Raw genomic sequence first — 25,836 nt, forward strand, 5'->3', positions numbered from 1 at the left:
CCGAAATACAAAAGGCCCGGCCTCACGAGGAGACCAGGCCTGATGCGGGTTCAGCGCCTCGAAATCAGATCGGGCGGACGTTCTGCGCCTGCAGACCCTTGGGGCCACGGGCGACATCGAACTCGACCCGCTGGCCCTCGGCCAGGGTACGGAAGCCTTCGGTCTGAATCGCGGTGTGGTGGCAGAAGAGATCCTCGCCCCCGCCCTCCTGCGTGATGAAACCGAAGCCCTTCGCGTCGTTGAACCACTTCACGGTACCAGTTGCCATTTCGTCGCGTCTTCTTTCTTGTCCGGCCGCATGAGTTGCACCGGAAGCCCCACTCTTCTCGAGCGTGACTTCGCCTATATCCCACATCCCGGGGTGAATTGCCAGTGTCCGCCGGTGGATTCGTCTGCTTACTCGCCCTCGTCCTGGGCGGGCAGGCGTCCGTCGCGCACGGCCTTTCGGAAGAGCTGGTAGTCGCGCTCGTTCTGGTCGGCGTAGGCGCGGGCGAAGCGGCACAGGGCGCGATCGAAGACGTCCCCCCGGCCCATGTAGCCCCGCAGCACCGCGGCGTCTCCTCCGCGCGCATGGGCCCGGGCCAGCGTCCGGCCGCACAGGGCCGCGTACTCGCGCAGCCCCCGGGGTGACAGCCGCTCCACGTCCGTGGAGCCCTTCATGTCGCGCAGCTGCCGCACGTAGAAGTCTCGGCCGCCCACCCGGCACCAGCCGAGGAAGATGTCACTGGCGGCCTGCATGAGCCGCTGCCCCTCCACCACGCGCTGCCCGGCGTTGGGGTAGGGGCTCGCGCCGACGAAGGGCTCGAGCACCGAGGGGCCCGCCTCCTTCACCTGGAGGAAGAGCGGATCCCTCGCGTGCGCGCCGAGCAGCAGCACGAGGTAGCAGCGCGTGCCCACGCTGCCCACGCCCACCACCTTGCGCGCCACGTCCACCACCTGGTAGCGCCGCACGAGCGTGCCGCGGTCCCCTTGGAGCGAGGACAGATAGCCCTCGCCCACCACCTGGAGCACCTCGGCGAGCAGCTCCGCGTGCTCGCGCGGGGGGTGCACCACCAGGGGCGGGTCGTCGATGATGCAGCGTCGGCCCTCGCGCAGCTCGGTGAGCTTGGGCAGGGTGGCCAGCTGCGTGCGCCGGCGTGCCTGGGCGAGCGTCTTCTCCGCGCTCGACGGCTCCTTCTTGTAGAGCGTGTGGCGCAGCTCCTCGGCGTCCACGCGCGCGTACCACACGTCCAGGAAGGACCACTTGGACAGGGTGCGCATCCAGCGGCGGTAGCCGCGCACGCACGCCTCCACCGCCTGCTCGCATTGCGCCTCGGTGTCGCCGTTGGAGCGGCCCGCCACCCAGACGCTCACCGCCAGTCGCTTGAGATCCCACTCCCACGGGGCGGGCAGCGTCTCGTCGAAGTCGTTCACGTCGAAGACGAGGTTGCGCTCGGGGGTGGCGAACATGCCGAAGTTGGCCAGGTGCGCGTCGCCGCAGGCCTGGACCTTGATGCCCACGCTGGGGGTGCGCGCCAGATCGTTGGCCATGAGCATCGCCGAGCCGCGCAGGAAGGCGAAGGGGTCCACCCCCATGCGCGCGTGGCGGATGGGCACCAGCGAGGGCAGCCGCCCCACGTTGGACGCCTCCAACAGGGCGATGGGATCCGGCCGCGCCTTGTCCGCCTTCCAGAAGGCATGCGCCTCGCGCGGCGTCTTCTCGCGCAGGGCGCGCCCCATGAGCTTGCGCTCGGCGCGCACGGGGATGTGCTCGGGGACGAGGGCGGGCCCCGCCTCGGGCTCGGTCAGATCGTGCTCGACCTCCACCGGAGGCGAGGCCCGGAGGGAGCGAAGGCGGCGCGGGGTCTGGCGGCGGGCCTGGATGCGAGCGGACATGTGTTCAACCTAAGCACTCGCCCCCGTGTCCGGGGCTGGCCCGGAGTCCACTACCAGTAACGGCGCGGCGGAGCGGCCGGCTCGACGGGGGCGGCGGGGACGGGCTCGAGCATGCCGCACTCCAGGAGCCGCTCCACCGCCACCTTGACCTCCTTGGGCGTGGCGCAGTTGTCGAGGCTGCGCACCGCCTCGGCGATGGTGCGCTCTCCCTGGCCGAACTCCACGAGGAAGAGTCCATCCTCGGGGGTGAGCCCCAGGGGCGTGCTCCAGGCGGCGCGGGCCGAGTCGAACTGGGCCCGGCCCTCTCCGTCCCGGGCCCTGGCGACCATGAGGTTATAGGCCGCCTCGGCCTCGCTCCCCTTGAGGGACAGCCGGAATTTCTGTGCCCGTCCGAATCGGATGCGCTCGCCGTTCTCGTCCTTCACCACCATCCACCCGCTCTCGGTCCACCGGGGGTCCGAGCCGCATGGGGTGAATCCCGACGCGCGCGCGCACTCTGTCTCTGGGGCCGTGTGTCTTCGTAACACGTTCATTACCGCCGCGGCGGCTCGTGGGGCCTGGACGCCCGCCCCGTGTCCGGCGTGGCACGCTTCCCGGGTCTGGACGTGATGCTTACCCTGGGCACCCATGAAGACGACCGCGTCCACGTCTGGCAGAGAACAGGGGCAGTCCAAGATCGGCGGCGAGCGGGAGTTGATCCTCAAGCTGGAGGAGCGCTTCCGGCACCTCACGCACCTGCTCTACGACACGCGCATTCCCGAGCATGTATTGGACGAGGAGCTGGCGCCCTACCTGGCGGAGGACATCCGCTTCATCGACCCCTGGCAGACGGGAGCGGGGCGGGAGACCTACCGGCGCGGCGCCGCGGGCTTCCACTGCATGTTCCGCTTCGACTTCGACATCCTCCAGCTCAACGTGCAGCTCGAGCCGGGCCACGAGAAGGGGCGGGTGCTCGTCGACGGAACCATGAACCTGAGGCAGTTCGACTGGCTCTACGTCTACCCGCTGCGCACCTTCCTCGCCTACGACTTCTCCCTGGAGCGCCCCTCCACCGGCGGCGAGCCCCACCCCCTCATCCATCGGCACGAGGAGATGTGGAGTCTGGGCGACATGATCGAGGCCGTGCCCGGGGTGGGCTGGGTCTACAAGACCCTCTTCCGGCCTGGCTTCAGCTACGGCTTCCTGGCGGCCTCCGCGCTCTGCCGCCGCAACAAGCAGCGGAGCGCGGTGTAGGCTCACGAGGCGGTGTGACTCAGCTCAGATGCTGGGGGGCTCGACCGGGGGAGGCACCGGGTTGCCACCGGTCTGGCCGCCGTCCAGGTTGACCGGACCCTGGCCCGGGGCCGCCTCGAACTTGTCCTGGAAGAACTCCTTACCCGGCTCGCCCTTGCCCTCCTTGAGCTGCTTGACCGCCTCCATCAGGACCTGGAGCAGCTGCTCGATGCCCTGCTTGCCCTGGGCGCCCTCCTTGCCCTCGGCACCACCGGCACCCTCGGCACCACCGGCGCCCTCGCCACCACCGGCGCCCTCGGGCTTGCCACCACCCGCGGCGGCCTTCAGCTGCTCGATGAGCTGCTTGAGCTGCTGCGGATCGATGCCCAGCTTCTGCGCGAGCTGCTCGATGGCCTTCTGGTCACCCTGCAGCGCCTTGGACAGCAGCTGCGTCTCGGGCGTCTGCTGCGTGTTGCCCGTCTCGGGGGTGGTGGGGGTGTAGATATTGCCGCGGGGACCAACGCCAGAAACGCCCATGGTATGCCTCGTGTGCTTGGGGGGGACTTCTCGACCACCGTTCTCGGTGACGAGGGAGACCATAGCAGGGCGTGTGCCAATCCCCCAAAGCCCCCTCGGAGTGCGTAACCCCTTGAAATGACGTGAGGACCGAGGGCTCCCTGGTGACTGCCGTTGGGCGGGAGATGTCGGGAGAGTGGTGACGTCTGTCATCCCCTGGTGACGTCTGTCACCACCTCACCTGGGACTCGGGAGGCTAGGGCTTCAGGGCGGTGACGAAGCGCGCCTTGCCGCCCTCCACCTTGATGATCACCGCCTGCTTCACCGCGTCACGGTTGGCGTCCAGGGTGATGCTGCCGCCCACGCCGGGGAAGTCGCGGGTGGCGGCGATCGCGTCGCGCAGGGCGGGGCCCGACAGGTCCGGCGCGCGCTTCATCGCGTCGATGGCCAGCCGCGCGGCGTCATAGGCGAGCGTCCCCAGTCCGTCGGGCACCTGGCCGTAGGCGGCCTTGTAGCGGGTGATGAACGCCTGGAGCTCGGGATCCGGGTTCTCCTCCGAGTAGTGGTTGGAGTAGTAGCTGCCCTCGAGCGCCTCGCCCCCCAGCTCGAAGAGGCGGGCGGAGTCCCAGCCATCTCCGCCGAGCAGGGGCAGGGTCAGCCCCAGCTCCCGCGCCTGACGGGCGATGATGCCCACGTCGGTGTAGTACCCGGGCAGGAAGAGCGCCTCGGGCCTGGTCTTCTTGAGCGTGGTGAGCTGGGCGCGGAAGTCCGTGTCTCCCTTGGAATAGCTCTCGGTGGCCACCACGCTGCCGCCCAGTTCGGTGAGCTTCCGGCGGAACTCGTCCGCCAGTCCCACCGAGTACGCGCTCTTGTTGTCCTGGAGCACCGCCACGCGCTTGAGGTGCAGGTGGTCGTGGGTGAACCGGGCCATCACCTCGCCCTGGAACGGATCGATGAAGCAGACGCGGAAGATGTAGTCGCCCTTCTGCGTGACGGCGGGGTTGGTGGAGGTGGGGCTGATCATCGGCACCCCGGCCGCCTGCGCCTTGTCCGCCATGGCCATCGAGTTGGACGAGGCGGCCTCACCGAGGATCACCACCACGTGGTCCTGGTTGATGAGGCGCGCGGCCGCCTGGGCCGCCTCCTCGGGCTTGCCCTGGCTGTCATAGGTGCGCAGCGCCAACGGGCGTCCCTTCACTCCGCCCGCGGCATTGGCTTCCTGGAGGGCCATGGAAATGCCCTGGCGCGCGGAGACGCCGAAGGTGGCCTCGCTGCCGGTGAGGCTGCCCACCTGTCCCACGAGGATGGGCGCCGCGTCCGAGGGGGTTTGCTTCGAGGCCTCGGCGGGGGTGGCGGCGGGGGGCGCGGCGGGCGGTGCCTTCTTCTCACAGGCGGCCACGAGCACGGCGATCGCGGTGAGCAGCAGTGACGAGGTGCGGCGCATGGGACGAACACTCCAGGTGACGGGGGGCTGTGAGAGCCTTCTAGTCCATGTGCTGGATGGAGGCTGCGGAGGCACAGTGAGTATGGGCATGTCGCACATTGGAGGTGGGGTGCGGTAAAAGTATGATGACAGGCAACTCGTGGAGTCATTGAGCGACAATTCGGGAGTCCGCCCACCAATATGGGCCTCCTGGAAGGACCGCTCCGATGATGCCGCGCTCGACGACCGCCCCCCTCCGTCCTTCTCCTGTCATCCCGGCCGCCGTGTCGGAGAGCCGCCGGCCCACTCCGCCCCCGGTTCCGGCGCGGCCCCTTCAGGCGAGCCTCGACAGCTTCCAGCCCGCGGCGCGCCGGGGTCTGCCTTCTCTGGGAACGGACACCACCGGCTCCACGCCCCCGCCCACGTCGCCCTCGCCGTATGACGGGCTCAAGGACAAGGCGCTCATCCAGGCGCTGCATGACGCCTCGGCCCAGCACAAGGACCTTGGCTACAACCAGGCGCGGAAGATCATCTTCACCACGCTGGACAACCACGATGGCCAGGTGACGTGCGTGTACACGGGCCGCGAGGTGACCACGGACAAGATTCCCAGCCCCAACGACATGAACACCGAGCACACGTGGCCGCAGTCGAAGGGCGCCACGGGCCCGGCCAAGAGCGACCTGCACCACCTCTTCCCCACGGACAGCAAGGCCAACTCCATCCGGAGCAGCTACCCGTTCGGCGAGGTGAAGGAGGTGAAGTGGAGCCAGAACGGCGCGAAGTTCGGCAAGGACGCCAAGGGCAACACCGTCTTCGAGCCGCCCGACGCGCACAAGGGCAACGTGGCGCGCGCCCTCTTCTACTTCTCCACCGTCTACGGCAAGCCGATTCCCCCCGGGGACGAGGCGGTGCTCAAGCAGTGGAACCACCTGGACGGGGTGGACGCCGCGGAGGTGGCGCGCAACACCGCCATCGAGAGCTATCAGGGCAACCGCAACCCGTTCGTGGATGACGCCCTGCTGGCCGACCGCATCGCGGACTTCTAGGCCCGGGCCATTCCTCCGGGCGAGGGGACCTGGGAGGGCTCGCCTCCCTGGCCGCCACCATGCCCGGCCGCCCTGTTCATCCGGGCCCCTGCTCCCTACCTCAAGGGAGCATGATGCCACCGGTCCAGACCGACCTGATGCGGGAGAAGCACTCCACCGAGCATGGCGAGGGGCGGGGAAGACTGTCCCCCCAGCGCGAGGCCCTGCTCCAGGCGCGCATCAAGGATCTCTCGCTGCGCCTCGCCGGCACGCCGCTCGAGCGGCACATCGCCCAGCTGCACGCGGAGCTGGAGGCGCGGGGCATCTCCTTCAAACCCCAGTGCTACCTGTCCGACGAGTGGGGCTGTCCCTCGGGCGTGCCGGTCATCGGCCTGCCGTTCTACCTGGCCGACCCGAACCTGCTGTCCATCGAGGCGGACCTCGGGGGTGGGGCGGAGAGCGAGGCGGAGATCCTCATGTATCTGCGCCACGAGGCGGGCCACGCCTTCAACTACGCCTACCGGCTCTACGAGTCGGAGGAGTGGCTGCGCGTGTTCGGCGACTACTCGCGGCCCTACCGCGACGACTACAAACCCCAGCCCTTTTCACGCCGCTACGTCACGCACATCTCCGGCTGGTACGCCCAGAAGCACCCGGACGAGGACTTCGCGGAGACCTTCGCCGTCTGGCTCACGCCCGGCAGTGACTGGGCCCGGCGCTACCAGGGGTGGGGCGCGCTGCGCAAGCTCCAGTACGTGGACGAGATCGTCAAGCGCCTGGGCCGCACCGAGCCGCTCGTGAACTTGAACACGCCGGACCTCACCACCGAGGAGATGGAAGGCACGGTGCTCGACCACTACCGCCAGCGCGAGCTGGACGAGAAGGTGGACCTGGAGCTGCGCAACGCCTTCGACCAGTCACTGGAGGACATCTTCGAGGGCCCGGGCGAGGCGCCCGTCCGCGCGGAGACGCTCGTGCGCGCCGAGCGCCAGCGCTTGATGTCCCTGGTGAGCCAGTACTCGGGGGTGAGCCGGGGCGTGGTGCGCGCGCTGGTGGACCATCTCCTCGAGCGCACCTCCGACATGAACCTCACGCTGCATCCGGACGACAGCCGGGAGGCCATCTGCCGCCTCGTGTCGCTCGTGACGGTGCTGTCCATGAACTACCTCTACACCGACCGCTTCTTCGAGGAATGACGCCATGAGCCTGCCCTCCCTGCGCATCGCGGTCCTGCACTACCAGCCCAAGGACGAGCCCGCCGACGTGGTCACCGAGCAGGTGGCCGCCGCGCTCCGGGACGCGGGTCACACACCCGTGCTCCTGCGCGTCGACGAGAGCATCACGGACCTGGTGCGCCAGGTGGCGCGCAGCCGCGCGGACCTCGTCTTCAACCTGTGCGAGACGTTCGCCGACGACTACCGGCTGGAGGTGAACGTGGCGGCGGTGCTGGAGCTGGCGCGCATGCCCTTCACCGGCTCGGGCACGGCGGGGCTGCTGCTCGCGCAGGACAAGATCCTCACCAAGCAACTGCTGCAGTTCCACGGCGTGCTCACGCCCCGCTTCGCCACCTTCGACGGCATGTCCTTCGAGGCCCATGGCGACCTGTCCTTCCCGCTCATCGTCAAGCCGGCCCGCTCGGACGCGAGCATGGGCCTGGGCGTGGAGCGGGACATGGAGGGCCTGGCGCGCCGGGTGCGGATGATTCGCGAGCAGTACGACGACGAGGCGCTCGCGGAGGAGTTCATCGAGGGCCGCGAGGTGTACGTGGGCGTGCTCGGCGACCACGCGCGGCCCCAGGTGCTGCCGGTGGTGGAGCTCGACTTCGGCAAGAAGTGGAGCCGCAAGCGCATGAAGATCGCCGACCGGGAGGTGAAGTTCGGTCCCGAGGGCCCGGGCGAGCCCCAGCTCGTGATGCCCAAGGACTTGTCGGACGAGCTGCGCGGGCGCATCGAGCGCGCCGCGGTGACTGCCTTCCGGGCGCTCAAGCTGAGCGACTACGCGCGCATCGACTTCCGCGTGTCCAGCGCCACCAACGAGCCCTACCTGCTCGAGGTGAACCCCAATCCCTACCTGGAGGCGAAGTGCGAGGTGGCCATGGGGGCGCGGGAGATCGGCCTGTCCTATCCCCAGCTCATCCAGCGCATCGTCGAGACGGCGGCGCGGCGCTACGGCCTGGACCGGGACAAGCGCCCGCGCGCTCCGGCTCCGTCCGCCGAGCCCGCTCCCTTGAGCTGAACCAGGGGCCCCGCACTCTTCGTTGACGGGGCGGGGGATGGACCGTATAACGGAGTGAACGCTCACTCCATGGTCACTACCCGCTCACCACGCCGCTCCAAGCAGGACGCCTCGTCCGCACCCCAGGTGCCGGAGAAGGAGGAGGCCATCCTCGAGGCCATGCTGGCGCTGGTGGCCGAGCATGGGTTCCACGGCACCTCGACGGACATGATCGCCTCGCGGGCGGGTGTGGGCGCCGGCACCATCTACCGCTACTTCGCCACCAAGGACGAGCTCGTCCTGCGCGTCTATGACCGCATCAAGACGCTCGGGGCCGCGCTCGTCTTCCAGGGCGATGCGCCCGGCCAGCCCTTGCGAGAGCGGTTGCTCCGCGCGTGGCGCAACACCGCGCGCTCGCAGCTCGCCAACCGCGACGCCTGCTTCTTCCTCGCGCAGTTCTACAACTCGCCCTACGTCAAACAGATACCCCCCGAGACGCTCGCGCGCTTCGCCCGGCGCATGGAGGAACTGCTCGCGGAGGCCATTCGCGCCCAGGTGGTGCGCGACATGCCCCCAGCCGTGTTCGAGGCCCTTTTCTTCGAGCCGGTCATGAGCCTGGTGCGCAGGCACCACCTCGGTCAGGTGGTGCTCGATGACGCCATCCTCGAGCGCGTCCTCGAGGGCTGCTGGAATGCCATCCGTCTCTAGCCGTCTCTTTTTTTGCTCTTGTGCGGAGTGAGCGCTCACTCCAAGGAAGTCGCAGTCCAACGCGGTCCAAGTCCAACCTGGAGGAAGTCCCATGACGATGAACGCTGAAACCCACCCTGCCTCGCGCGGCCTGCTCGCCAACAAGATCGCCTTCATCACCGGCGCGGGACGAGGCATTGGAGCCGCGTCCGCGCACCTCTTCGCCCGCGAGGGGGCGTCCGTGATGCTGGCGTCGCGGACCGAGTCGGAGCTGCGCTCGGTGGTCGAGGAGATCCGCGCCGCGGGGGGGCACCGCCGACTACGTGGTGGCCGACCTGGGCGACGCCGCCAGCATCCAGAAGGCCGTGCGGGCCGTGGTGGAGCGCTACGGCCGCCTGGACATCGCGTTCAACAACGCCGGCACCGCCACTCCGCCGGGGCCGCTGGTCGACATGGACGAGCACTTCTTCGATCAAATCAATACCGTCAACTACAAGGGCGTCTGGCTGGCCATGCGGGAGGAGATCAAGGCGATCCGCGCCACCGCGCGGACCGGGGCGATCGTCAACAACAGCAGCGTTGGCAGCTTCGGGGGCAATCCCACCCTGGGGGCGTACGGCGCGGCCAAGCGGGCCCTCAACAGCCTCACCGAGACCGCGGCCATCGAGTACGGGGCCGAGGGCATCCGGGTCAACGCCATCGCCCCCGGCACCACGATGACCGAGATGATTCAGCGCTGGGTCGACGCGGAGCCCAACATCCTCCAGACGCTCAAGGCCCGCACGCCGCTGGGCCGCGCCGCCCAGCCCCACGAGATCGCCGAGGCGGCCGCGTGGTTGCTCAGTGATCGCGCCTCCTACGTCACGGGAGTGGTCATGCGCGTGGACGGTGGGATGCGCGCGTAGGGCGGAGCGGGGTGAGATGGTGGACGCTGAACGTTGCCCCCGGGGGCGATTGCCGGGGCGTCCTCCCCTCTTCTTGACTGAGGGCGCTGGCGCGCATCCCCATGCCGGGGAGCGGCTGCGGGAGGTGGTCCCCGATGAACCTTCATCTCGTGCTCGTGCCGGGCTTCGGCGGGTTCGATGCCCTCGGCACCCTGCGCTACTACGAAGGTGTCACCCGAGTGCTGGAAGAGACACCACTCGTCCTGCACTACTTTCCCAACCTGCCCACCGCCAGCGTGCGCACCCGCGCCGAGCAGATGCTCTCGTTCCTCGACGAGCGCTGGCGGCGCAAGGAGATCCGCTCGGGAGATGAAATCCACCTGGTGGGCCACTCCACCGGGGGGCTCGACTTGCGCCAGCTCCTGTTGCGCTACCGGGAGCTGGAGGAGTCCAAGGACCTGCGCCGCGCGGACTCCGCCCTGGACGTGCTCAGCCACATCCGCTCCGTGCAGTTCCTCTCCACGCCTCAACGGGGCACGAACCTGGTGCGCCGGATGAACCAGCCACTGGTGCGCTCCCTGCTCATCCGCCCCTTGTTGCGCGCCATCTACGAGAGCTCGCGTGCCCTGCGCGAGCGTGGCACCTCGGAGAGCGGCCGGCTCTTGCGCCGCGTCCTGCTGCGCGGCAAGCGGGTGGAGTCGGACAACTGGATCGACGCGCTGCTCGACACGCTGGAGGGCTGCTACTCGCACGACGGGGCACACGCGCGCGCGTTGGCCCGCGCCTCGTACTTCGAGCTGCTGCGCTGGCTGCTGCACATGGCCAGCGACTCCTCGGCCTTGAGCGACTTGAGCCCCGTGCACCTCGGCGACGCTCCGCCCAGCCCCGCGCACTCGGACGATCCCGAGGGCGAGCGGCGCTTCCTCGTCGAGCACGGCATCCGCTACGCCTCCATCGTGACCGTGGCGCGGCCCAGGTCGGAGCGCTGGTTCGATCTCTTCAACCGGCTCCACGCGCTCACGGCCGAGTCACCGGACGCGCGGCTGGGCCCGCCGCGGGCCGTGCCGAAGCTGCTGGATCCCCGGACCACGCAGATGCTCGCGTTGGGTGACAACGACGGGCTCGTCAACACCGTGTCCCAGGTCTGGCCGGACGCGGCGTCGTGCTACCTCGTCGACGCGGACCACGCGGACGTCATCGGGCACTACCAGGCGGAGACCGCCGGGGATACGCACGGTGCCTTCAAGCGTTACGACTTGCTCAATTCCTCCGCGGGCTTCGACGCGGAGGCCTTCCGCGAGGTGTGGACGCGGATCGCCTCCTTCGCCCAGGGGAAGTCCTACGCCGGGTCGGGCCGCGCGCCGCGCCGTTCGTCCGCGGCACCGGGATAGCCTCCGCCGCCGGAGTACACTGCGGCGCATGCCGAATCCTTTCCCGCACGGCCCGCCCTCGCGCTCTCGCGTGCTGCTGGTGCCGTGCTTGCTGCTCCTGGTCATGTTGGGATTGGGCTCGCGCTCCGCAGTGGGCCGGCAGGTGCTGCCAGGCTTCGTCACCGACTACGCGGGCGACACGCTGTGGGCCACCCTCGTCTACGTGGGGATTCTGCTGCTCTGGCCTCGGCTCTCCGTGGGGCGAGCCGCGGCGGGCGCGCTGGGCTTCTCGCTGGTGATTGAGTTCAGCCAGCTCATCCATACTCCCTGGCTCGATGCGCTCCGGGCCAACCCCTTCGCCGCCCTGGTGCTGGGGCGCGGGTTCCTCGTGTCGGATCTCTTCTGCTACGCGGTGGGCGTGGCGCTCGGGGTGGGGCTCGACGTGGGGTTGTTGTCCCGGACCTCCCGGGAGCGGCCGTGATGCCGCTGGAAGCGGGGGGCCCGCTTCCAGGCGGAACCGTGTCTTAGGGGCTGCAGTAATCGTAGAAGGTCTGCCGGAAGGTGGTCGACTTGCCCCAATAGCCGTAGAAGCCGCAGTCGCATCCCCTGCCGCCGACCTGCGTGGTGTACGTGGCGTCGCTGTAATAGATGTTATACGTGGCTCCGCTGGCCGAGCAGTCAGGGATGGCATCCTCCCGGGTCTCCAGGGTGGCCTCCTGCTCGGTCTCGGCGACGGCTCCGCCACAGCCCACCATCATCAGGCCCATCGCCAACGACAAACCCGCAACACGGATCGCGCTCTTCATGTGTGTCCCTCCGCTACGGCGTTGAAGGGAGACAGGATAGATGCGGAATGTCCGATAAAGCAATGGGCTGCCGCGCGATCACTCAAGAGCAAATGCGCGAAGGCTGGGCCGAGCCGCTTGGACTGGACCTGGAGCCGCGGCACCCATCTCAAACCTCTCCAACCGCTGACCGAGCCCCCAGGCGGTGCTCAAGACTTCTTCAGGAACCGGAGGGCTTCTCGGTTGATTCGCTTCAACTCGGCGACCTGCTCATCGGTCGGTGGCCCGTCAACCAGGAAGATCCCTCGCCTTGCGAGTGGAAGCTCCAGCTCGATGGCCGTTTTGAGCTGTGCGAACAGATCTGGGTCCTCGGGAAACAGTTCCCGTGCCTCGCGCTCCACTGTTGGGTCCTGGGAGAGCGCTTCAAGCTTCTTGGCGTCATGTCCCGCTTCGGCGCGAATTGCGTCAATCTTCGCGAAAAACCACCTTGAGCTGGCTCGCGTCTTCATCTGGCACTCCTCTTGAATTGTCTCTCAAGCGCGGAAAGGATGTCGCTGAAAAGGGCTTCAATCGTCGGCAGACTGCGAAAAGATTCGCAACGTTGCATCTGCCAATAAAAAGTCGCATGAGCTTCGCGGCGCCTGTCCGCTAGCGGGTCATCGCCTCCAATGTCAGGCGTGAACAGCTCTTGCTCCTCAAGGTCTCTCAATTCATGGTTCGCACAGTGGAGGAGGAGTCGCGCCGTGAGACATTCCCTGGGGGTTTGTGGGAGGTTGCGTCGAGTCTCCTCCTGGCCGGAACTCTTGGAGGCACGCAAGACTCGCTGACGACAGCTCAGCAGTGCAGGAGTGCCAGGACTCGGTCGAGCAGCCAGTAGCTCGTCAATGTCTGGCGGGGACGCCGGCACGGGCTTCTTGACCGCTTGCGTCTCGTCCGCGGCCCAGATTCCAGGTTCCCTTGTCGGAGGAAGCACTCGCGTGTTCGGCGAGCGGTCGATGGGCGCGATTTGCTCGCCCGGCTGGCCCACCCTGGGTGCCCCCGCTCCCGCGGGGACGTACCGGGGAACAGGCACTGGGATGGACGGCGCTGGAGGTGGAACTGGCGCCACCGCCTGGGCATGAACCGCCGTGGCGACCAGCACGCCGAGCCCTATTACACGGGAGGTCACTCCGAAGACACCTACTCGAAACGTCATGCCCCATGCTTCTACCCCCGTTTCCATCGCCCAGGCAAGGCCACCCCCGGGCGCCTACAATCCCTCGTAGCGCGGGGTGTCCGAGGCGTCGAAGGCCTGGGCCAGGATGGAAACACCGCCCATCGACGTAGGCTGCCATGTCCTTCCCTTCTCCCGTTCACGGCCAACGAGCAGCCCCCACCTCCGCCCTGAATCGGTGAGCGCTTACAGCAGGTAGATTGCTGCTTTCACGCGCACATCCATTCGCGGGTGATTGAGAAGGGCAGCCAGCGCATCCTTCCCCCCGTCGCCGTGGTCATGCAACTTCTTGAAGGCCGCGAGGTAACGCTTGGCGTGCTTGTTCCCCGTTCTTGCTTCTCCATTCCAGATTGCATCCGTCTGTGCTGATACGTTCCGGGCAAACTCTTCCGCCAGTTGCTCTGGTTTTATTTCCACGCTCCGTTCCTGATGTTCTCGATAGCTCGTGGTCCAAATTCACGTTGGGTATCATATGGCTGGGTACCGAGTCCAGGTCTCCAATGACCTGGACTCGATGGTGTACTCAGGGCCGTGGTGCAGTGCTGTCAACGTATTCCTGTGTCCAAGCCCCAGATGGCCTGTCGGGTCATGGTACGCTGGGTGCGGGGCTTTTCTGCCATCACCACGTGGGAGTTCCCATGAAATCAGCCAAGGAAGTGCTGTTGTTAATGCTCCTCGCTGGGTGTGGTTCAACCAATGGTGCGAGTGGTTCCCTCGGAACGAAGCCCACTCCATCTATTGGAGCGAAACCCGCGACGAAAAAGGAGTTGCCATGGCTGATGGTGCCGGGTGGGCGCATGAAGACGACCCTTTTCTATGGCCCTTGGCAGTGCCGCGAGGAGTTCATGAATGGGTGTCAGGTGGAGTGCGCCAGCACGGGCTACCCACTCATGGGCTGCATCTGGTTGGCCGACCTCAAGTTCGATTGGGAGGGACGCCTTCTGCTCCTACCTGTTCCCGTAGAGGGCGGGAGTCGCTACGGCATCTATCACTGCTGCTGCAAGTTCCCCACGTTGACGAAGGTCGAGAACGATGCCGCGCGCCAGTCGTGGAAAAACGCGATGAAGTCCTTTCGAAAAAACTGGAGCGAAAGGTTTGGGGAGTGGCCCATGGAGAGAGGCAAGTCGTGGCCAGGTCATCATATCTGGGACCTCTGGCACGGTGGTGCTCCGGTGGACCCCAACAACGTCTTCCCCGCCCAACCGGACGTCCATGAGGTGTACAACGAGCAATACCCTGTTTGTTACGAGGGCAAGGCGCCTTGGAACACAGTAGGGGTCGACCGGCCCTATACGGACAACTGACGATGGCTACTCCCATGAGCAGCTTGCTTGAAGAGGTTTCCCGCGATCACTTCCCGTATCCTCCCGCCACGCCCGAGGAACTCGAGGACTTCGAGCGACGGGTGGGTTGGCGGCTGGACCCGGACCTACGGGCCTTCTACCTGCATTGCAATGGGGCGGAGCTGATCGAGCAGTTGCCAGATTCGCCGTATCAGATCCTGCCGCTGGCGGAGATCGTCCGGGCGCGGGTGGCCATCTTCGGAGAGCGAGGAGATGATGACGAGCACGGTCCCTCCTCGCTGTACACCCTGTGTGACGTCCAGGATGGGGACTACGTCCTGTTGGACGTGAGCCGGCAGGAGAATGGCCGCTATCCCCTCATGGATGGCTACCATGAGGCGTGGCCGAACGCGGAGTACTGCGGGCAAGTGGCCGGCTCCTTCGCGGAGTTCCTGGAGGCAGTGATGCGCTCCCGACGCCCGGTGTACTGGCTGGGCGGGAAGTAGGTCCGCTGGCCGGTCGCCAGCCCCCACCCCCAAGCGGGCGCTCCTTCCCTCGTCCGGGTACGATTTTTAATGCGGACCAGATTGGTCCTGTTTAAAAGCCCGTGACGCGGCGGTGTCCCCCGGGCAGTCCGGGCGCCCCCCTGGTGGGAGAGATTCCGAATGCTCCGGATGAGCAAGATGACCGACTACGGCATCGTGCTGCTGACCGAGCTGGCACGTGCCTCGGGCGAGACGCGTACGGCGAAGGAACTGGCGGCATGTACCCATGTGCCCCTGCCCTCGGTGAGCAAGGTGCTCAAGGGCCTGCAGGGCTCGGGGCTCCTCGTGTCCCACCGGGGTGCCAGCGGCGGCTACGGTCTGTCCCGGCCCGCCCAGGGCATCCTCCTCACGGAGATCATCGCCGCGCTCGAGGGCCCGGTCGCCTTCACCGAGTGCGGTGCCCATGGCATCCCGCACGCCAGCGGTCCGTGCGAGCTGGAGACCGTCTGCCGGGTCCGTGGCCACTGGCGCATCATCAACCGTGCCCTCCAGGACGCGCTCGGCCGGCTGACCCTCGCCGACCTCTGCGCCCCCGTCTCGCGCCTCTCTCCCATGGCGGATCACCCCGCCGCTCCTTCCCCGGCTCCCATCCCGGTCTCCCTGCGAGGAACCCCATCATGAGCACCCAGACCCTGCAGGAACTCACGAAGCGCCCCTATGAGGCCGGCTTCGTCACCGCCATCGAGTCCGAGACCATCCCCCGCGGGCTCAACGAAGACATCATCCGCATCATCTCCGCCAAGAAGAACGAGCCGGAGTTCATGCTCGAGTGGCGTCTGCGCGCCTACCGCCACTGGCTCACCCTCAAGGAGCCCCGCTGGCAGAAGGTGGAGTACGCGCCCATCGACTACCAGGACATCATCTATTACTCGGCGCCCAAGCAGAAGCCGAAGCTCGACAGCCTGGACCAGGTGGACCCCGAGCTGCTCAAGACCTACGCCAAGCTCGGCATCCCGCTCGAGGAGCAGAAGCGCCTGCAGAACGTGGCGGTGGACGCCGTGTTCGACTCCGTCTCCGTGGCCACCACCTTCAAGGACAAGCTGGCCAAGGCGGGCGTCATCTTCTGCTCCTTCTCCGAGGCCGTGCGCGAGCACCCGGAGCTGGTGAGGAAGTACCTGGGCACGGTGGTGCCGCACTCGGACAACTACTTCGCGGCCCTCAACTCGGCCGTCTTCAGCGACGGCTCGTTCGTCTACATCCCCAAGGGCGTGCGCTGCCCCATGGAGCTGTCCACCTACTTCCGCATCAACGCGGAGAACACCGGCCAGTTCGAGCGCACCCTCATCGTCGCCGACGAGGGCTCCACCGTGAGCTACCTCGAGGGCTGCACCGCGCCCCAGCGCGACACCAACCAGCTCCACGCCGCCGTGGTGGAGCTCGTGGCGTTGGACGGGGCCACCATCAAGTACTCCACGGTGCAGAACTGGTACCCCGGGGACGAGCAGGGCCGCGGCGGCATCTACAACTTCGTCACCAAGCGCGGCATCGCGCACCACCGCGCGAAGATCTCCTGGACGCAGGTGGAGACCGGCTCGGCCATCACCTGGAAGTACCCGAGCGTCATCCTCAAGGGGGATGACTCGGTGGGCGAGTTCTACTCGGTGGCGCTCGCCAACCACCGCCAGCAGGCGGACACGGGCACGAAGATGATCCACCTGGGCCGCAACACGAAGAGCACCATCGTGTCCAAGGGCATCTCCGCGGGCCGCGGGCAGAACACCTACCGGGGCCTCGTGAAGGTGCTCAAGAGCGCCGAGGGCGCGCGCAACTACACCCAGTGCGACTCGCTCTTGCTCGGCAGCAAGTGCGGCGCCCACACGCTGCCGTACATCGAGGTGAAGAACGCCTCGGCGCAGGTGGAGCACGAGGCGTCCACGTCGAAGATCGGCGAGGACCAGCTCTTCTACTGCCAGCAGCGGGGCATCTCGAAGGAAGACGCCGTATCGATGATCGTCAATGGCTTCTGCCGGCAGGTCTTCAAGGAGCTGCCCATGGAGTTCGCCGTGGAAGCGCAGAAGCTGCTCAGTGTGAGCCTGGAAGGAAGCGTGGGATGAAGCCGCTGCTCAGCATCAAGGACCTGCACGTGCGCGTGGCGGGTCGCGAGGTCCTCAAGGGAATCAACCTGGAGCTCATGCCCGGGGAGGTTCACGCCATCATGGGGCCCAACGGCTCGGGCAAGAGCACGCTGTCGCAGGTGCTCTCCGGCCGCGAGACGTACGAGGTGACGAAGGGCGAGGTGCTCTTCGACGGGAATGACTTGCTCGCGATGCCGCCCGAGGCGCGCGCCCACGCGGGCGTGTTCATGGCCTTCCAGTACCCGGTGGAGATTCCGGGCGTGGGCAACCTGCACTTCCTGCGCACGGCGCTCAACGCCCGGCGGCGCGCCGAGGGCAAGGAGGAGCTGGACGCCATGGACTTCCTCAAGCTCGCGCGTGAGAAGTCCAAGCTCGTGGAGCTGGATCAGGCGTTCATGCAGCGCTCGGTGAACGAGGGCTTCTCCGGCGGCGAGAAGAAGCGCAACGAGATCTTCCAGATGGCGGTGCTGGAGCCGAAGCTGGCGGTGCTCGACGAGACGGACTCGGGCCTGGACATCGACGCGCTGCGGATCGTCTCCGGGGGCATCAACGCGCTGCGCACGCCCGAGCGCAGCATGCTCGTCATCACCCACTATCAGCGGCTGCTCGAGTACGTGGTGCCGGACCGGGTGTCGGTGCTGGCCGGTGGGCTCATCGTGCGCACGGGCGGGCGGGAGCTGGCGCTGGAGCTGGAGAAGAAGGGCTACGCGTGGCTTAACGACGGCAAGGCCCCGGTGGGCAAGGAGGCCCGGCCGTGACGGACGAGGGGCTGCGCTACTACCTCGACCTGGCCGAGCGCTTCCAGGCGGAGCGCGCCGCGGGGGCTCCCGCGTGGCTGCGCGCGCTGCGGCAGGACGGCATCGAGCAGCTCGCGCGCCAGGGATTTCCCACCTCGCGCAACGAGGACTGGAAGTACACGAACGTGTCCCCCGTGAGCTGCCAGTCCTTCTGCCCCGTTCACACCGTGCACGAGGCGAGCATGGAGGCGGCGGTGGAGCTGCAACGCCTGCCGGGCCCCGGTGCGCGGCTGGTGTTCGTGGATGGGCGCTTCGTGCGCGAGCTGTCCCGGCTGGACGGCCTGCCCGAGGGGCTCCAGGTGCGCAGCCTGCGCGAGGCGCTCGGGGAGGGCGCACCACTGGAGGAGCTGGTGGGCCAGCGGGCCCGCGCGGCGTCGAGTGCCTTCACCGCGCTCAACGTGGCGCTGCTGGAGGAGGGCGCATGGGTGGACGTGGCGCCCGGCACGGTGTGCGCGGATCCCGTGCAGCTGCTCTTCCTCTCGCGCGGCGTGGCCACGCTGTCGCTGGCGAGCCCGCGGGTGGTGGTGCGCGCCGGGGAGAACAGTGAGCTGACGCTCGTGGAGAGCTACGTGGGCGTGTCGCCCGGCGTGTCCTTCACCAACGCGGTGACGGAGGTGGTGCTCGGGGATGGCGCGCGGGTGACGCACCTCAAGCTCCAGGCCGAGTCCGAGGTGGCCTTCCACATCGGCTCGCTGCACGTGGAGCAGGGACGGGACAGCCGCTTCGCCTCGCATGTGCTCTCGCTCGGCGGCGCGCTCGCGCGCAACGAGGTGCATGCGCTCTTCAAGGACCGGGGCGGTGAGGCCACGCTCAACGGGTTGTACGTGGGCCATGGCACGCAGCACCTGGACCAGTGGACGAACCTGGACCACGCGCAGCCGGACTGCACCAGCCGCGAGCTGTACAAGGGCGTGCTGGACGACAACGCCCGGGGCACCTTCCACGGCAAGGTGATGGTGCGCCCGGACGCGCAGCACACCGACGCGCGGCAGAACAACCGCAACCTCCTCCTGTCGGAGACGGCGTCGGCGGAGGCGAGGCCCCAGCTGGAGATCCTCGCGGATGACGTGAAGTGCGCGCACGGCGCGACGGTGGGCCGGCTGGACGAGCAGGCGCTGTTCTATCTGCGCTCGCGAGGCATTCCCCGGGGCGAGGCGGAGCGGCTGTTGACGCTCGCCTTCGCCACGGAGGTGGTGAGCGCCATCCCCCTGGCGTCGCTGCGCACCCAGGTGGAGGAGCTGCTGACGCGGAAGCTCCCCGGAGCGAAGGAGGGTCGGGCATGAGTGGATCAACCCTGGACATGGCGCGCATCCGCGCCGACTTCCCCATCCTCCACCAGGAGGTCCGGGGAAGGCCGCTGGTGTACCTCGACAGCGCGGCCACCACGCAGAAGCCCCAGGCCGTCATCGACGCCCTGGTGCGCTACTACACGCACGACAACGCCAACGTGCACCGCGGCGTGCACGCGCTCTCCGAGCGCTCCACCCAGGCGTATGAGGGCGCTCGCGAGCGGGTGCGCCGCTTCATCAACGCGCGCGAGACGAAGGAGATCATCTTCGTGCGCGGCTGCACCGAGGCCATCAACCTGGTGGCGCAGACGTATGGCCGCTCCAAGGTGGGCCCGGGCGACGAGGTGCTCATCACCGCCATGGAGCACCACTCGGACATCGTGCCCTGGCAGATGCTCTGCCAGCACGTGGGCGCCACGCTCAAGATGGTGCCGGTGGACGAGAACGGGGAGCTGCGGCTGGAGCAGCTCGACACGCTGCTCACCGAGCGCACACGCCTGCTCGCGGTGACGCATGTGTCCAACGCGCTCGGCACGGTGAATCCCATCAAGGACATCACCCGGCGGGCGCACGCGCGGGGCGTGCCCGTGCTCGTGGATGGTGCCCAGGCGATGCAGCACTTCCGCGTGGACGTGCAGGACCTGGACTGCGACTTCTACGCGTTCTCCGGGCACAAGATGTTCGGCCCCACGGGCATCGGCGTGTTGTACGGCAAGGCCCAGATGCTCGAGTCGCTTCCGCCCTGGCAGGGCGGTGGGGACATGATCCTCACCGTGACGATGGAGAAGACCGTCTACAACCGGCTGCCCTACCGCCTGGAGGCGGGGACTCCGAACATCTCGGGCGCGGTGGGGCTGGCGGCGGCGCTGGACTACCTCGACTCGGTGGGGCGCGAGGCCATCGCGGCGCACGACCAGGAGCTGCTGGAGTACGGCACGAAGGCTCTGGAGAGCGTGCCGGGGTTGCGGCTCATGGGCCGGGCGCGGGAGCGCTCGGGGGTGCTGTCCTTCCTGATGGAGGACGTGCACGCGCACGACGTGGGCACCATCCTGGACCGCGAGGGCGTGGCCATCCGGGCGGGGCACCACTGCGCGCAGCCGCTGCTGGCGTGCTTCGGCGTGGCGGCCACGGTGCGCGCGTCCCTGGCTCTGTACAACACGCGCGAGGACATCGACGCGCTGGTGCGCGGGCTGCACAAGGTGCGGGAGGTGTTCGCATGAGTTCGGAACTGCAGGACCTCTACCAGGAGATGGTGCTGGAGCACGGCAAGCGTCCGCGCAACTTCCGCGAGGTGGAAGGCGCCAACCGGCGCGCGGATGGCTACAACCCGCTGTGTGGGGATCAGCTCACCGTGACGCTGCGCATGGACGGCGACGTCATCCGGGACGTGGGCTTCGTGGGGCAGGGGTGTGCCATCTCCCGCGCCTCGGCGTCGTTGATGACGGGCGCGGTGAAGGAGCTGTCGCGGGCGGACGCCGAGCGGCTCTTCGAGCTGGTGCACCGGCTGGTGACGGAGGGCCCCGAGGGCCTGGACCTGGAGGCGCTGGGCAAGCTGGCGGTGCTCTCCGGGGTGAGTGAATTCCCCTCGCGCGTGAAGTGCGCGAGCCTGGCCTGGCATGCGTTGCGCGCGGCGCTCGAGGGCAAGGACGCCTCGGTGTCGACGGAATAGGGAGGGACAGATGAGAGGGCTACAGACACCGCTCGCACGCGACTGCGAGGTGACGATGATCCCCAGCGGCGAGCGGGTGGTGGTTCCCGCCGGCACCGAGGTGCGGGTGCTCCAGACGCTCGGCGGCAACGTGACCGTGCAGGGTGACTACGGGCAGCTCATGCGCATCGACGAGAAGGACGTCGAGGTGCTGGGCGAGGACTACCAGAAGCAGAACGCGAAGCCCGCCGAGGCCCAGCCCCAGAGCGGGGAGTTCGACCCGGAGAGCGTCTGGGAGCAGCTGCGCACGGTGTACGATCCGGAGATTCCGGTGAACATCGTGGAGCTGGGGCTCGTGTACGAGTGCAAGAGCACGCCCCTGCCGGAAGGTGGGAACAAGGTCGAGATCCAGATGACGGTGACGGCGCCCGGGTGTGGCATGGGCCCGGTGCTGGTGGACGACGTGCGGCGCAAGGTGAGCGGCCTGCCCGGGGTGGCGGAGGCGGACGTGCAGCTCGTGTGGGATCCCCCGTGGGACCAGAGCCGCATGTCCGACGTGGCGCGCCTGGAGCTGGGCTGGATGTAGTTCTGGGCCTGAGCCGTTTTTGTGGACATACCTCGTAAGTCGGCTGCACGGGAGGTAGTGTCCATGGAGAGAAGGAAGAGGCGGAGCTTCAACGCGGAGTTCAAGGCCGAGGCGGTCCGACTGGTGCGCTAAGGAGGCAAGAGCGTCCCCCAGGTCGCCAAGGACTTGGAGCCGCCAACCTCACGCCTTCCGTCACGGAGGCATGGAGGCTTTCGTGCCCAATGCTCGAAGGGTCGCGAGGAGCAGGGCCGCCTCCGGCAGTACGTCACCAGGTCCAGGTCGAATCCGGGCTCCGCCCCGGCCTCTTCCGAGGAGCAGCACCACGTCCTCATGGATCTCGGCTCCCTGCCCGAGCCGAGCCTCGATGTCCTGGCGGCGTTCGTGGCCGCCCGCGAGTCGAAGCGGGGCCTGCTCGTCGGCCTCGTCCTGCTGTTCATCGGCCCCTGGGTGATCGGCGGGGTGCTGCTCTTCTGGCTTGCCCGCTACGCCCCTTCACGGGACCCGGCGCGGAGCGCTCCGGGGAAGAGGCAATAGCCCGGGGTGAACGCCCCCTTGAAGCACTGTCCCCGATCCCCTCCGCAGTAGAGACTCGACCCGCGCCCCTGTCGCGTCGAGTGAATGTCTTGGCGGACTGGCGGAAGCCACGCGGGCGGAAGCTCTGTACAAGGCTGCCCACTCGCGCGGACGAATGCGCTCAATTCCTTGTCATTCGAGTCTCGATGGGGAGAGCCGCGATCCTGCGCGCAGCAAAGGCTATTTGCTTTTCCAAGGGGGAGTACTTTCATGAAGCGCAACAACAAGTGTGGAGCGGGGGCGGTGGTGCTGTCTGCCTTCATGGCCGTGGCGTGTGGACAGCCAGAAGACATGGGGAGCGTGGAGGCGGGACCGGCGGAGGATGTGGGGGGGACCGTGGCGCCGTTGATGGCCGGGGCGGTCTATGACGCGGAGTTGAAGGTGCCCCGGTGCACGGGGGTGGTGTCGGGCTGCGACACCGTGAGCCTCGTCACGGGACGTGGCGGTGTGGGGCCCGAGCGCAATGCGCCCAACACCCTGGGGAGCTCCTGCGCGGATGACTCCAGTGGCGGCTACAGGAGCGATGAGTCCATCGAGCGGGTGAAGCTCTACACCGTGGATGGCGCCCCCCTGGCGCCGGGCAAGCAGGTGACGCTCGAGGTGGAGGTGTGGGCCTGGAGTGGCTACACGTCCGACGCCCTGGATTTGTACGCCGCGGCGGATGCGAGCCATCCCGTATGGACCCACCTCACCACCCTGGTGCCGGCGGGCGCGGGGGCGCAGACGTTGAAGTTCAATTACCTCCTGCCCTCCGGAGGGAGCACCCAGGCGGTGCGCGCCGCCTTCCGCTATGGCAGCTCCGCGGGCAGCTGCTCGCTGGGGGCGTACAATGACCGCGACGACCTCGCCTTCGCGGTGCATGTCCCGGCCCCCACGGCCGCCCAGTTGTCCACGCGCATCGCGGCGGGAGGGGCATTCAGCCTCCAGGTCCGGCAGGACGGCACGGTCTGGGCTTATGGAAGCAGTGAGTCCGGCCAGTTGGGAGATGGCTCGGGGGTCGCCCAGAAGTCTCCGGTCCAGGTGGCCGGGCTCACCCAGGTCAAGGCGGTGGCGGCGGGTTGGTCCAACGCCCTCGCGCTGAAACAGGACGGAACGGTATGGTCCTGGGGAGACAATTCATATGGCCAGCTGGGAGACGGGACCACGGTCAATCGCAGCACCCCGGTCCAGGTAATCGGCCTGTCGGACGTGGTGGCCATCGCAATCGACTCTCACTCCCTCGCCTTGAAGCGGGACGGAACTGTCTGGGCGTGGGGCCTCGGTGGCTATGGAGAGCTTGGGGATGGACGCTGGCAGAATAGCGCCATTCCGGTCCAGGTCTCGGCCCTCTCGGGTGTGACGGCCATCTCCGCGGGGGCCGATCACTCCATGGCCTTGAAGTCGGATGGGACCGTCTGGACCTGGGGCCATAACGCCCACGGCCAGTTGGGCGATGGTTCCATGAGTGCGTCTGGCGTGCCCATCCAGGTCACCCAGGTCTCGGGAGTGACGGGTCTCGTGGCGGGCGTCTTCTACTCGATGATCCTGAAACAGGATGGAACCGTCTGGGTGTGGGGCGTGAACGGTTCCGGGCAACTGGGTGATGGATCCACGACCATGCGAAGCACCCCCGTGCAGATTCCTGGACTGACCGGCGTGAGCCACCTTGAGGCGTCCCTGTATGGGTCATCCTTCGCCCTGCGCTCGGATGGCTCGTGGTGGGCCTGGGGCTACAACGGTACGGGTCTATTGGGCGACGGCACGAGGAACTCCCGTACCGTTCCCACGCGCGTGACGGTGTTGTCCGGCGCGGTCGCGCTCCAAAGTGGCCTCGACCACACCGTGGCGATCAAGCAGGATGGGAGCGTATGGGGGTGGGGGGGCCAGGGCGCTGAACTCGGCAACCCGGACTACCCCTATGGCAGCCTGACCGCCGTGCAGGCTCCGGGCACCGTCAGCGTCCAGTAACTCCAAGGTGCATTCCCTCCCGAGGAACTCGCGAAGTCGGCTCCCCCGACCCACCTGGGGGTGATCAGACACCTCGGGTCGCCTGTCCATACCTACTGGGGCGGACCTTCCAATCCTGAACGGCTGCTCAGTAGGGTGGCGGACGTGTACGCCGAGCTGCTGTGCCATCGAACTTCTCGTTCCTCCGGGGCGCCTCGCACACCGAGGAGCTCGTCCTCGCCGCGGCCGCGCGGGGTCTCTCGGCGATCGCGCGCGGACGGGGACGGGCTGTACGGCGCGGTGAAGGCGCTCAGGAGGACGTTCGACGTGGAAGTCCTGAAAGCCACCACTTTCAAGGTCATGTGGAGGGTGCTACCATAGCGGTCAAGTGGGAAGGTGACTGCCCACCTGGGCGGAGGTGGGTCCGAAGCGGCGGACGGCCAAGACGAATTCCTCGCGCCCGTACGAGGAGGAATGAACGTGGCCCTGAACGAACTCGTGGAGCGTTTCACGCAGCGCAGTCCCGTCACGGTGATGGTGCGCCGCACGCTCGAGCATGCGTTGAGTTCACAGTGGATTGATGAGGTATTTGAAGCACAGCGAGACAGGCAGTACACGCGAGAGCTGCTCTTCTCCTCGGTGGTGGACTTGATGGGGCTGGTGGCGCTGGGATTGCGGCCGTCGCTGCACGCCGCGGCGCAGTCCAACCCAGACTTGACCGTCTCGCTGGCGGCGCTCTACGACAAAGTCAATCGCACCGAGCCCCAGGTGGTGCGAGCGCTGGTACAAGGGAGCGCGGAGAGACTGTTGCCGGTGGTGCGGCCCATGAAGAAGCAGGAGCCATGGGCAGCGGGCTACCAGGTGCGAGTCTTGGATGGCAACCACCTGCCGGCCAGCGAGAAGCGGCTCAAGGCGTTGAGAGAATTCCGAGGAGCGGCCCTGCCCGGACAGTCCTTGGTGATGTACGCGCCCGTGGTGGGCTTGGTGGTGGATGTAGTGCCCGCGGAGGATGCACATGCTCAGGAGCGCGCCTTGATGGGGCCGGTGCTGGAGCGAGTGCGGGAGGGCGAGTTGTGGCTGGCCGATAGGAACTTCTGCACGAGCCGGATACTACGCGCGGTGCATGAGACGAGAGCGGCCTTCATCATCCGAGAGCATGGAGTGCCCCCCAATCCGACCGCGCGGGGAGAGAAGCAAGAGAAGACACGAGGAGGGACAGGGCGTGTCTTCGAGCAAGCTGTGCGCGTGGAGGGGGATGCGCCGTTGGAGTTGAGACGGATTGAGGTGCACCTGGAGGAGCCAACGGAGGACGGGGAGACAGTCATCCGGCTGCTCACGAATGTGCCCGAGGAGAAGCTGAACGCTCTGGAAGTAGCGGAGCTGTACAGGAAGCGTTGGAAGATTGAGGGGATGTTTGGAGAGTTGGAGGCGGTGCTCGAGAGCGAGGTGAGGAGTCTGGGACGGCCGCGAGCTGCGCTATTGGCCTTTGGGGTGGCGGTGCTGGCCTACAACGTGCTGTCGGTGGTGAAGTCAGCGGTGGAGGCCAGCCATGACTTGGAAGCAGCCAACGTGCAAGTGTCTACCTACTACATCGCGACCGAAGTGAAGTTCGCCTACGGTGGGATGATGATGGTGGTGGAACCGGAGGACTGGAGAGAGAAAGAAATCCAGTCCGCCGAGCAGTTGAGTGAGACACTTCTGGAACTGGCGAAGAAGGTCAGGCTCTCTACGTTGCGCGAACATCCCCGAGCAGCCAAGAAGAAGGTGAAAAAAGGCTATGTGCCGGGGTAGTCGCGCGCAAACATGTGGCAACAGCGCGCGTGCTCAAGGGACCTTGAAAGGGGTGGTCCTGAACGCCCAAGTCGATGCCCAGGCTTTCGGCGTACTCGCGAACCAACTCCCGCACG

The 25,836-nt window shown here is 67.4% G+C and carries 26 protein-coding genes and 3 pseudogenes; 21 read left to right on the forward strand and 8 right to left on the reverse strand.

Going from position 1 to position 25,836, the window contains the following annotated elements:
• Positions 1–64 precede the first annotated feature (64 nt).
• The 3 genes from F0U63_RS07505 to F0U63_RS07515 form a co-directional block, all read right to left on the reverse strand.
• Positions 65–268 (reverse strand): cold-shock protein, encoded by a 204-nt coding sequence (locus tag F0U63_RS07505; protein ID WP_043433126.1) that lies wholly within the window; start codon positions 266–268, stop codon positions 65–67.
• 128 nt (positions 269–396) lie between these two features.
• Entirely contained in the window at positions 397–1,875 is a 1,479-nt protein-coding gene (locus F0U63_RS07510; RefSeq protein WP_395845164.1) for a DUF2252 domain-containing protein, read from the reverse strand.
• 50 nt (positions 1,876–1,925) lie between these two features.
• Entirely contained in the window at positions 1,926–2,306 is a 381-nt protein-coding gene (locus F0U63_RS07515) for a hypothetical protein (protein ID WP_395845166.1), read from the reverse strand.
• A gap of 196 nt (positions 2,307–2,502) precedes the next feature.
• On the opposite strand from F0U63_RS07515, the gene F0U63_RS07520 reads away from it, so the two are divergent.
• Positions 2,503–3,108, forward strand: coding sequence for a hypothetical protein (locus F0U63_RS07520; RefSeq protein WP_395845168.1), 606 nt, complete (start codon positions 2,503–2,505; stop codon positions 3,106–3,108).
• Between the two features lie 24 nt (positions 3,109–3,132).
• Here the strand turns inward: F0U63_RS07520 and F0U63_RS07525 are convergent, their stop codons facing one another.
• A complete protein-coding gene (locus F0U63_RS07525) occupies positions 3,133–3,624 on the reverse strand; it encodes a hypothetical protein (RefSeq protein WP_395845170.1) in 492 nt (163 codons plus the stop codon).
• Positions 3,625–3,859: 235 nt separating this feature from the next.
• Complete coding sequence (locus tag F0U63_RS07530) at positions 3,860–5,047, reverse strand: ABC transporter substrate-binding protein (RefSeq protein ID WP_395845172.1); 1,188 nt, start codon at positions 5,045–5,047, stop codon at positions 3,860–3,862.
• A 206-nt stretch (positions 5,048–5,253) separates the two neighbouring features.
• On the opposite strand from F0U63_RS07530, the gene F0U63_RS07535 reads away from it, so the two are divergent.
• The 8 genes and pseudogenes from F0U63_RS07535 (at position 5,254) to F0U63_RS07570 (ending at position 11,690) form a co-directional block, all read left to right on the forward strand.
• Positions 5,254–6,075, forward strand: coding sequence for an endonuclease I family protein (locus tag F0U63_RS07535; RefSeq protein WP_395845174.1), 822 nt, complete (start codon positions 5,254–5,256; stop codon positions 6,073–6,075).
• 110 nt (positions 6,076–6,185) lie between these two features.
• Entirely contained in the window at positions 6,186–7,250 is a 1,065-nt protein-coding gene (locus F0U63_RS07540; protein WP_395845176.1) for a putative zinc-binding metallopeptidase, read from the forward strand.
• A gap of 4 nt (positions 7,251–7,254) precedes the next feature.
• On the forward strand, positions 7,255–8,289 hold the full coding sequence (locus F0U63_RS07545; RefSeq protein ID WP_395845178.1) for an ATP-grasp domain-containing protein: 1,035 nt from the start codon (positions 7,255–7,257) through the stop codon (positions 8,287–8,289).
• A 69-nt stretch (positions 8,290–8,358) separates the two neighbouring features.
• Positions 8,359–8,976 carry a TetR/AcrR family transcriptional regulator gene (locus tag F0U63_RS07550; protein WP_395845180.1) on the forward strand — a complete coding sequence of 206 codons (618 nt, stop codon included), beginning with the start codon at positions 8,359–8,361 and terminating at the stop codon, positions 8,974–8,976.
• Between the two features lie 97 nt (positions 8,977–9,073).
• Positions 9,074–9,247, forward strand: a pseudogene (locus tag F0U63_RS07555) (SDR family NAD(P)-dependent oxidoreductase); the annotation flags it as partial.
• Positions 9,234–9,860: pseudogene (locus F0U63_RS07560) on the forward strand (SDR family NAD(P)-dependent oxidoreductase); the annotation flags it as partial. The pseudogenes F0U63_RS07555 and F0U63_RS07560, both read left to right, overlap by 14 nt.
• Before the next feature lie 134 nt (positions 9,861–9,994).
• Entirely contained in the window at positions 9,995–11,230 is a 1,236-nt protein-coding gene (locus tag F0U63_RS07565; RefSeq protein ID WP_395845182.1) for an esterase/lipase family protein, read from the forward strand.
• A 28-nt stretch (positions 11,231–11,258) separates the two neighbouring features.
• Positions 11,259–11,690 carry a DUF2809 domain-containing protein gene (locus F0U63_RS07570; protein WP_395845184.1) on the forward strand — a complete coding sequence of 144 codons (432 nt, stop codon included), beginning with the start codon at positions 11,259–11,261 and terminating at the stop codon, positions 11,688–11,690.
• 43 nt (positions 11,691–11,733) lie between these two features.
• Here F0U63_RS07570 and F0U63_RS07575 read toward each other — a convergent pair whose 3' ends face one another.
• The 3 genes from F0U63_RS07575 to F0U63_RS07585 form a co-directional block, all read right to left on the reverse strand.
• Complete coding sequence (locus tag F0U63_RS07575; RefSeq protein WP_395845186.1) at positions 11,734–11,967, reverse strand: hypothetical protein; 234 nt, start codon at positions 11,965–11,967, stop codon at positions 11,734–11,736.
• 236 nt (positions 11,968–12,203) lie between these two features.
• Positions 12,204–12,503, reverse strand: a complete 300-nt coding sequence (locus F0U63_RS07580) for a hypothetical protein (protein ID WP_043430027.1) — start codon at positions 12,501–12,503, stop codon at positions 12,204–12,206.
• An 890-nt stretch (positions 12,504–13,393) separates the two neighbouring features.
• The gene (locus tag F0U63_RS07585; protein ID WP_395845188.1) at positions 13,394–13,624 is read right to left on the reverse strand and encodes a hypothetical protein; all 231 of its coding nucleotides are present in this window, start codon (positions 13,622–13,624) and stop codon (positions 13,394–13,396) included.
• 221 nt (positions 13,625–13,845) lie between these two features.
• Here F0U63_RS07585 and F0U63_RS07590 point away from each other — a divergent pair, with 221 nt between their 5' ends.
• The 12 genes and pseudogenes from F0U63_RS07590 (at position 13,846) to F0U63_RS07645 (ending at position 25,767) form a co-directional block, all read left to right on the forward strand.
• Positions 13,846–14,511 (forward strand): hypothetical protein, encoded by a 666-nt coding sequence (locus tag F0U63_RS07590; RefSeq protein WP_395845190.1) that lies wholly within the window; start codon positions 13,846–13,848, stop codon positions 14,509–14,511.
• Between the two features lie 2 nt (positions 14,512–14,513).
• Positions 14,514–14,996, forward strand: coding sequence for an SMI1/KNR4 family protein (locus F0U63_RS07595; protein ID WP_395845192.1), 483 nt, complete (start codon positions 14,514–14,516; stop codon positions 14,994–14,996).
• A gap of 159 nt (positions 14,997–15,155) precedes the next feature.
• Positions 15,156–15,656, forward strand: a complete 501-nt coding sequence (locus tag F0U63_RS07600) for an SUF system Fe-S cluster assembly regulator (protein WP_395845194.1) — start codon at positions 15,156–15,158, stop codon at positions 15,654–15,656.
• A complete protein-coding gene (sufB, locus tag F0U63_RS07605; RefSeq protein ID WP_395845196.1) occupies positions 15,653–17,089 on the forward strand; it encodes a Fe-S cluster assembly protein SufB in 1,437 nt (478 codons plus the stop codon). The genes F0U63_RS07600 and sufB overlap by 4 nt, the downstream gene beginning before the upstream one ends.
• Positions 17,086–17,868 carry a Fe-S cluster assembly ATPase SufC gene (sufC, locus tag F0U63_RS07610; protein ID WP_395845198.1) on the forward strand — a complete coding sequence of 261 codons (783 nt, stop codon included), beginning with the start codon at positions 17,086–17,088 and terminating at the stop codon, positions 17,866–17,868. Before sufB ends, sufC begins: the two co-directional genes overlap by 4 nt.
• A complete protein-coding gene (sufD, locus tag F0U63_RS07615; protein ID WP_395845200.1) occupies positions 17,865–19,190 on the forward strand; it encodes a Fe-S cluster assembly protein SufD in 1,326 nt (441 codons plus the stop codon). The genes sufC and sufD overlap by 4 nt, the downstream gene beginning before the upstream one ends.
• Positions 19,187–20,416, forward strand: coding sequence for a SufS family cysteine desulfurase (locus tag F0U63_RS07620; protein ID WP_395845202.1), 1,230 nt, complete (start codon positions 19,187–19,189; stop codon positions 20,414–20,416). The genes sufD and F0U63_RS07620 overlap by 4 nt, the downstream gene beginning before the upstream one ends.
• Positions 20,413–20,865, forward strand: a complete 453-nt coding sequence (gene sufU, locus F0U63_RS07625) for a Fe-S cluster assembly sulfur transfer protein SufU (RefSeq protein WP_395845204.1) — start codon at positions 20,413–20,415, stop codon at positions 20,863–20,865. The genes F0U63_RS07620 and sufU overlap by 4 nt, the downstream gene beginning before the upstream one ends.
• 10 nt (positions 20,866–20,875) lie before the next feature.
• Positions 20,876–21,430 (forward strand): putative Fe-S cluster assembly protein SufT, encoded by a 555-nt coding sequence (gene sufT / locus F0U63_RS07630; protein ID WP_395845206.1) that lies wholly within the window; start codon positions 20,876–20,878, stop codon positions 21,428–21,430.
• 330 nt (positions 21,431–21,760) lie between these two features.
• Positions 21,761–21,964: a hypothetical protein gene (locus tag F0U63_RS07635; RefSeq protein WP_395845208.1), complete on the forward strand. Its 204-nt coding sequence runs from the start codon at positions 21,761–21,763 to the stop codon at positions 21,962–21,964.
• Positions 21,965–22,213: 249 nt separating this feature from the next.
• On the forward strand, positions 22,214–23,950 hold the full coding sequence (locus F0U63_RS07640) for an RCC1 domain-containing protein (RefSeq protein ID WP_395845210.1): 1,737 nt from the start codon (positions 22,214–22,216) through the stop codon (positions 23,948–23,950).
• A 513-nt stretch (positions 23,951–24,463) separates the two neighbouring features.
• Positions 24,464–25,767: pseudogene (locus tag F0U63_RS07645) on the forward strand (IS4 family transposase).
• Positions 25,768–25,836: the final 69 nt, after the last annotated feature.

This window comes from Cystobacter fuscus, from assembly GCF_044360685.1.
Classification (GTDB): Bacteria; Myxococcota; Myxococcia; order Myxococcales; family Myxococcaceae; genus Cystobacter; species Cystobacter fuscus_C.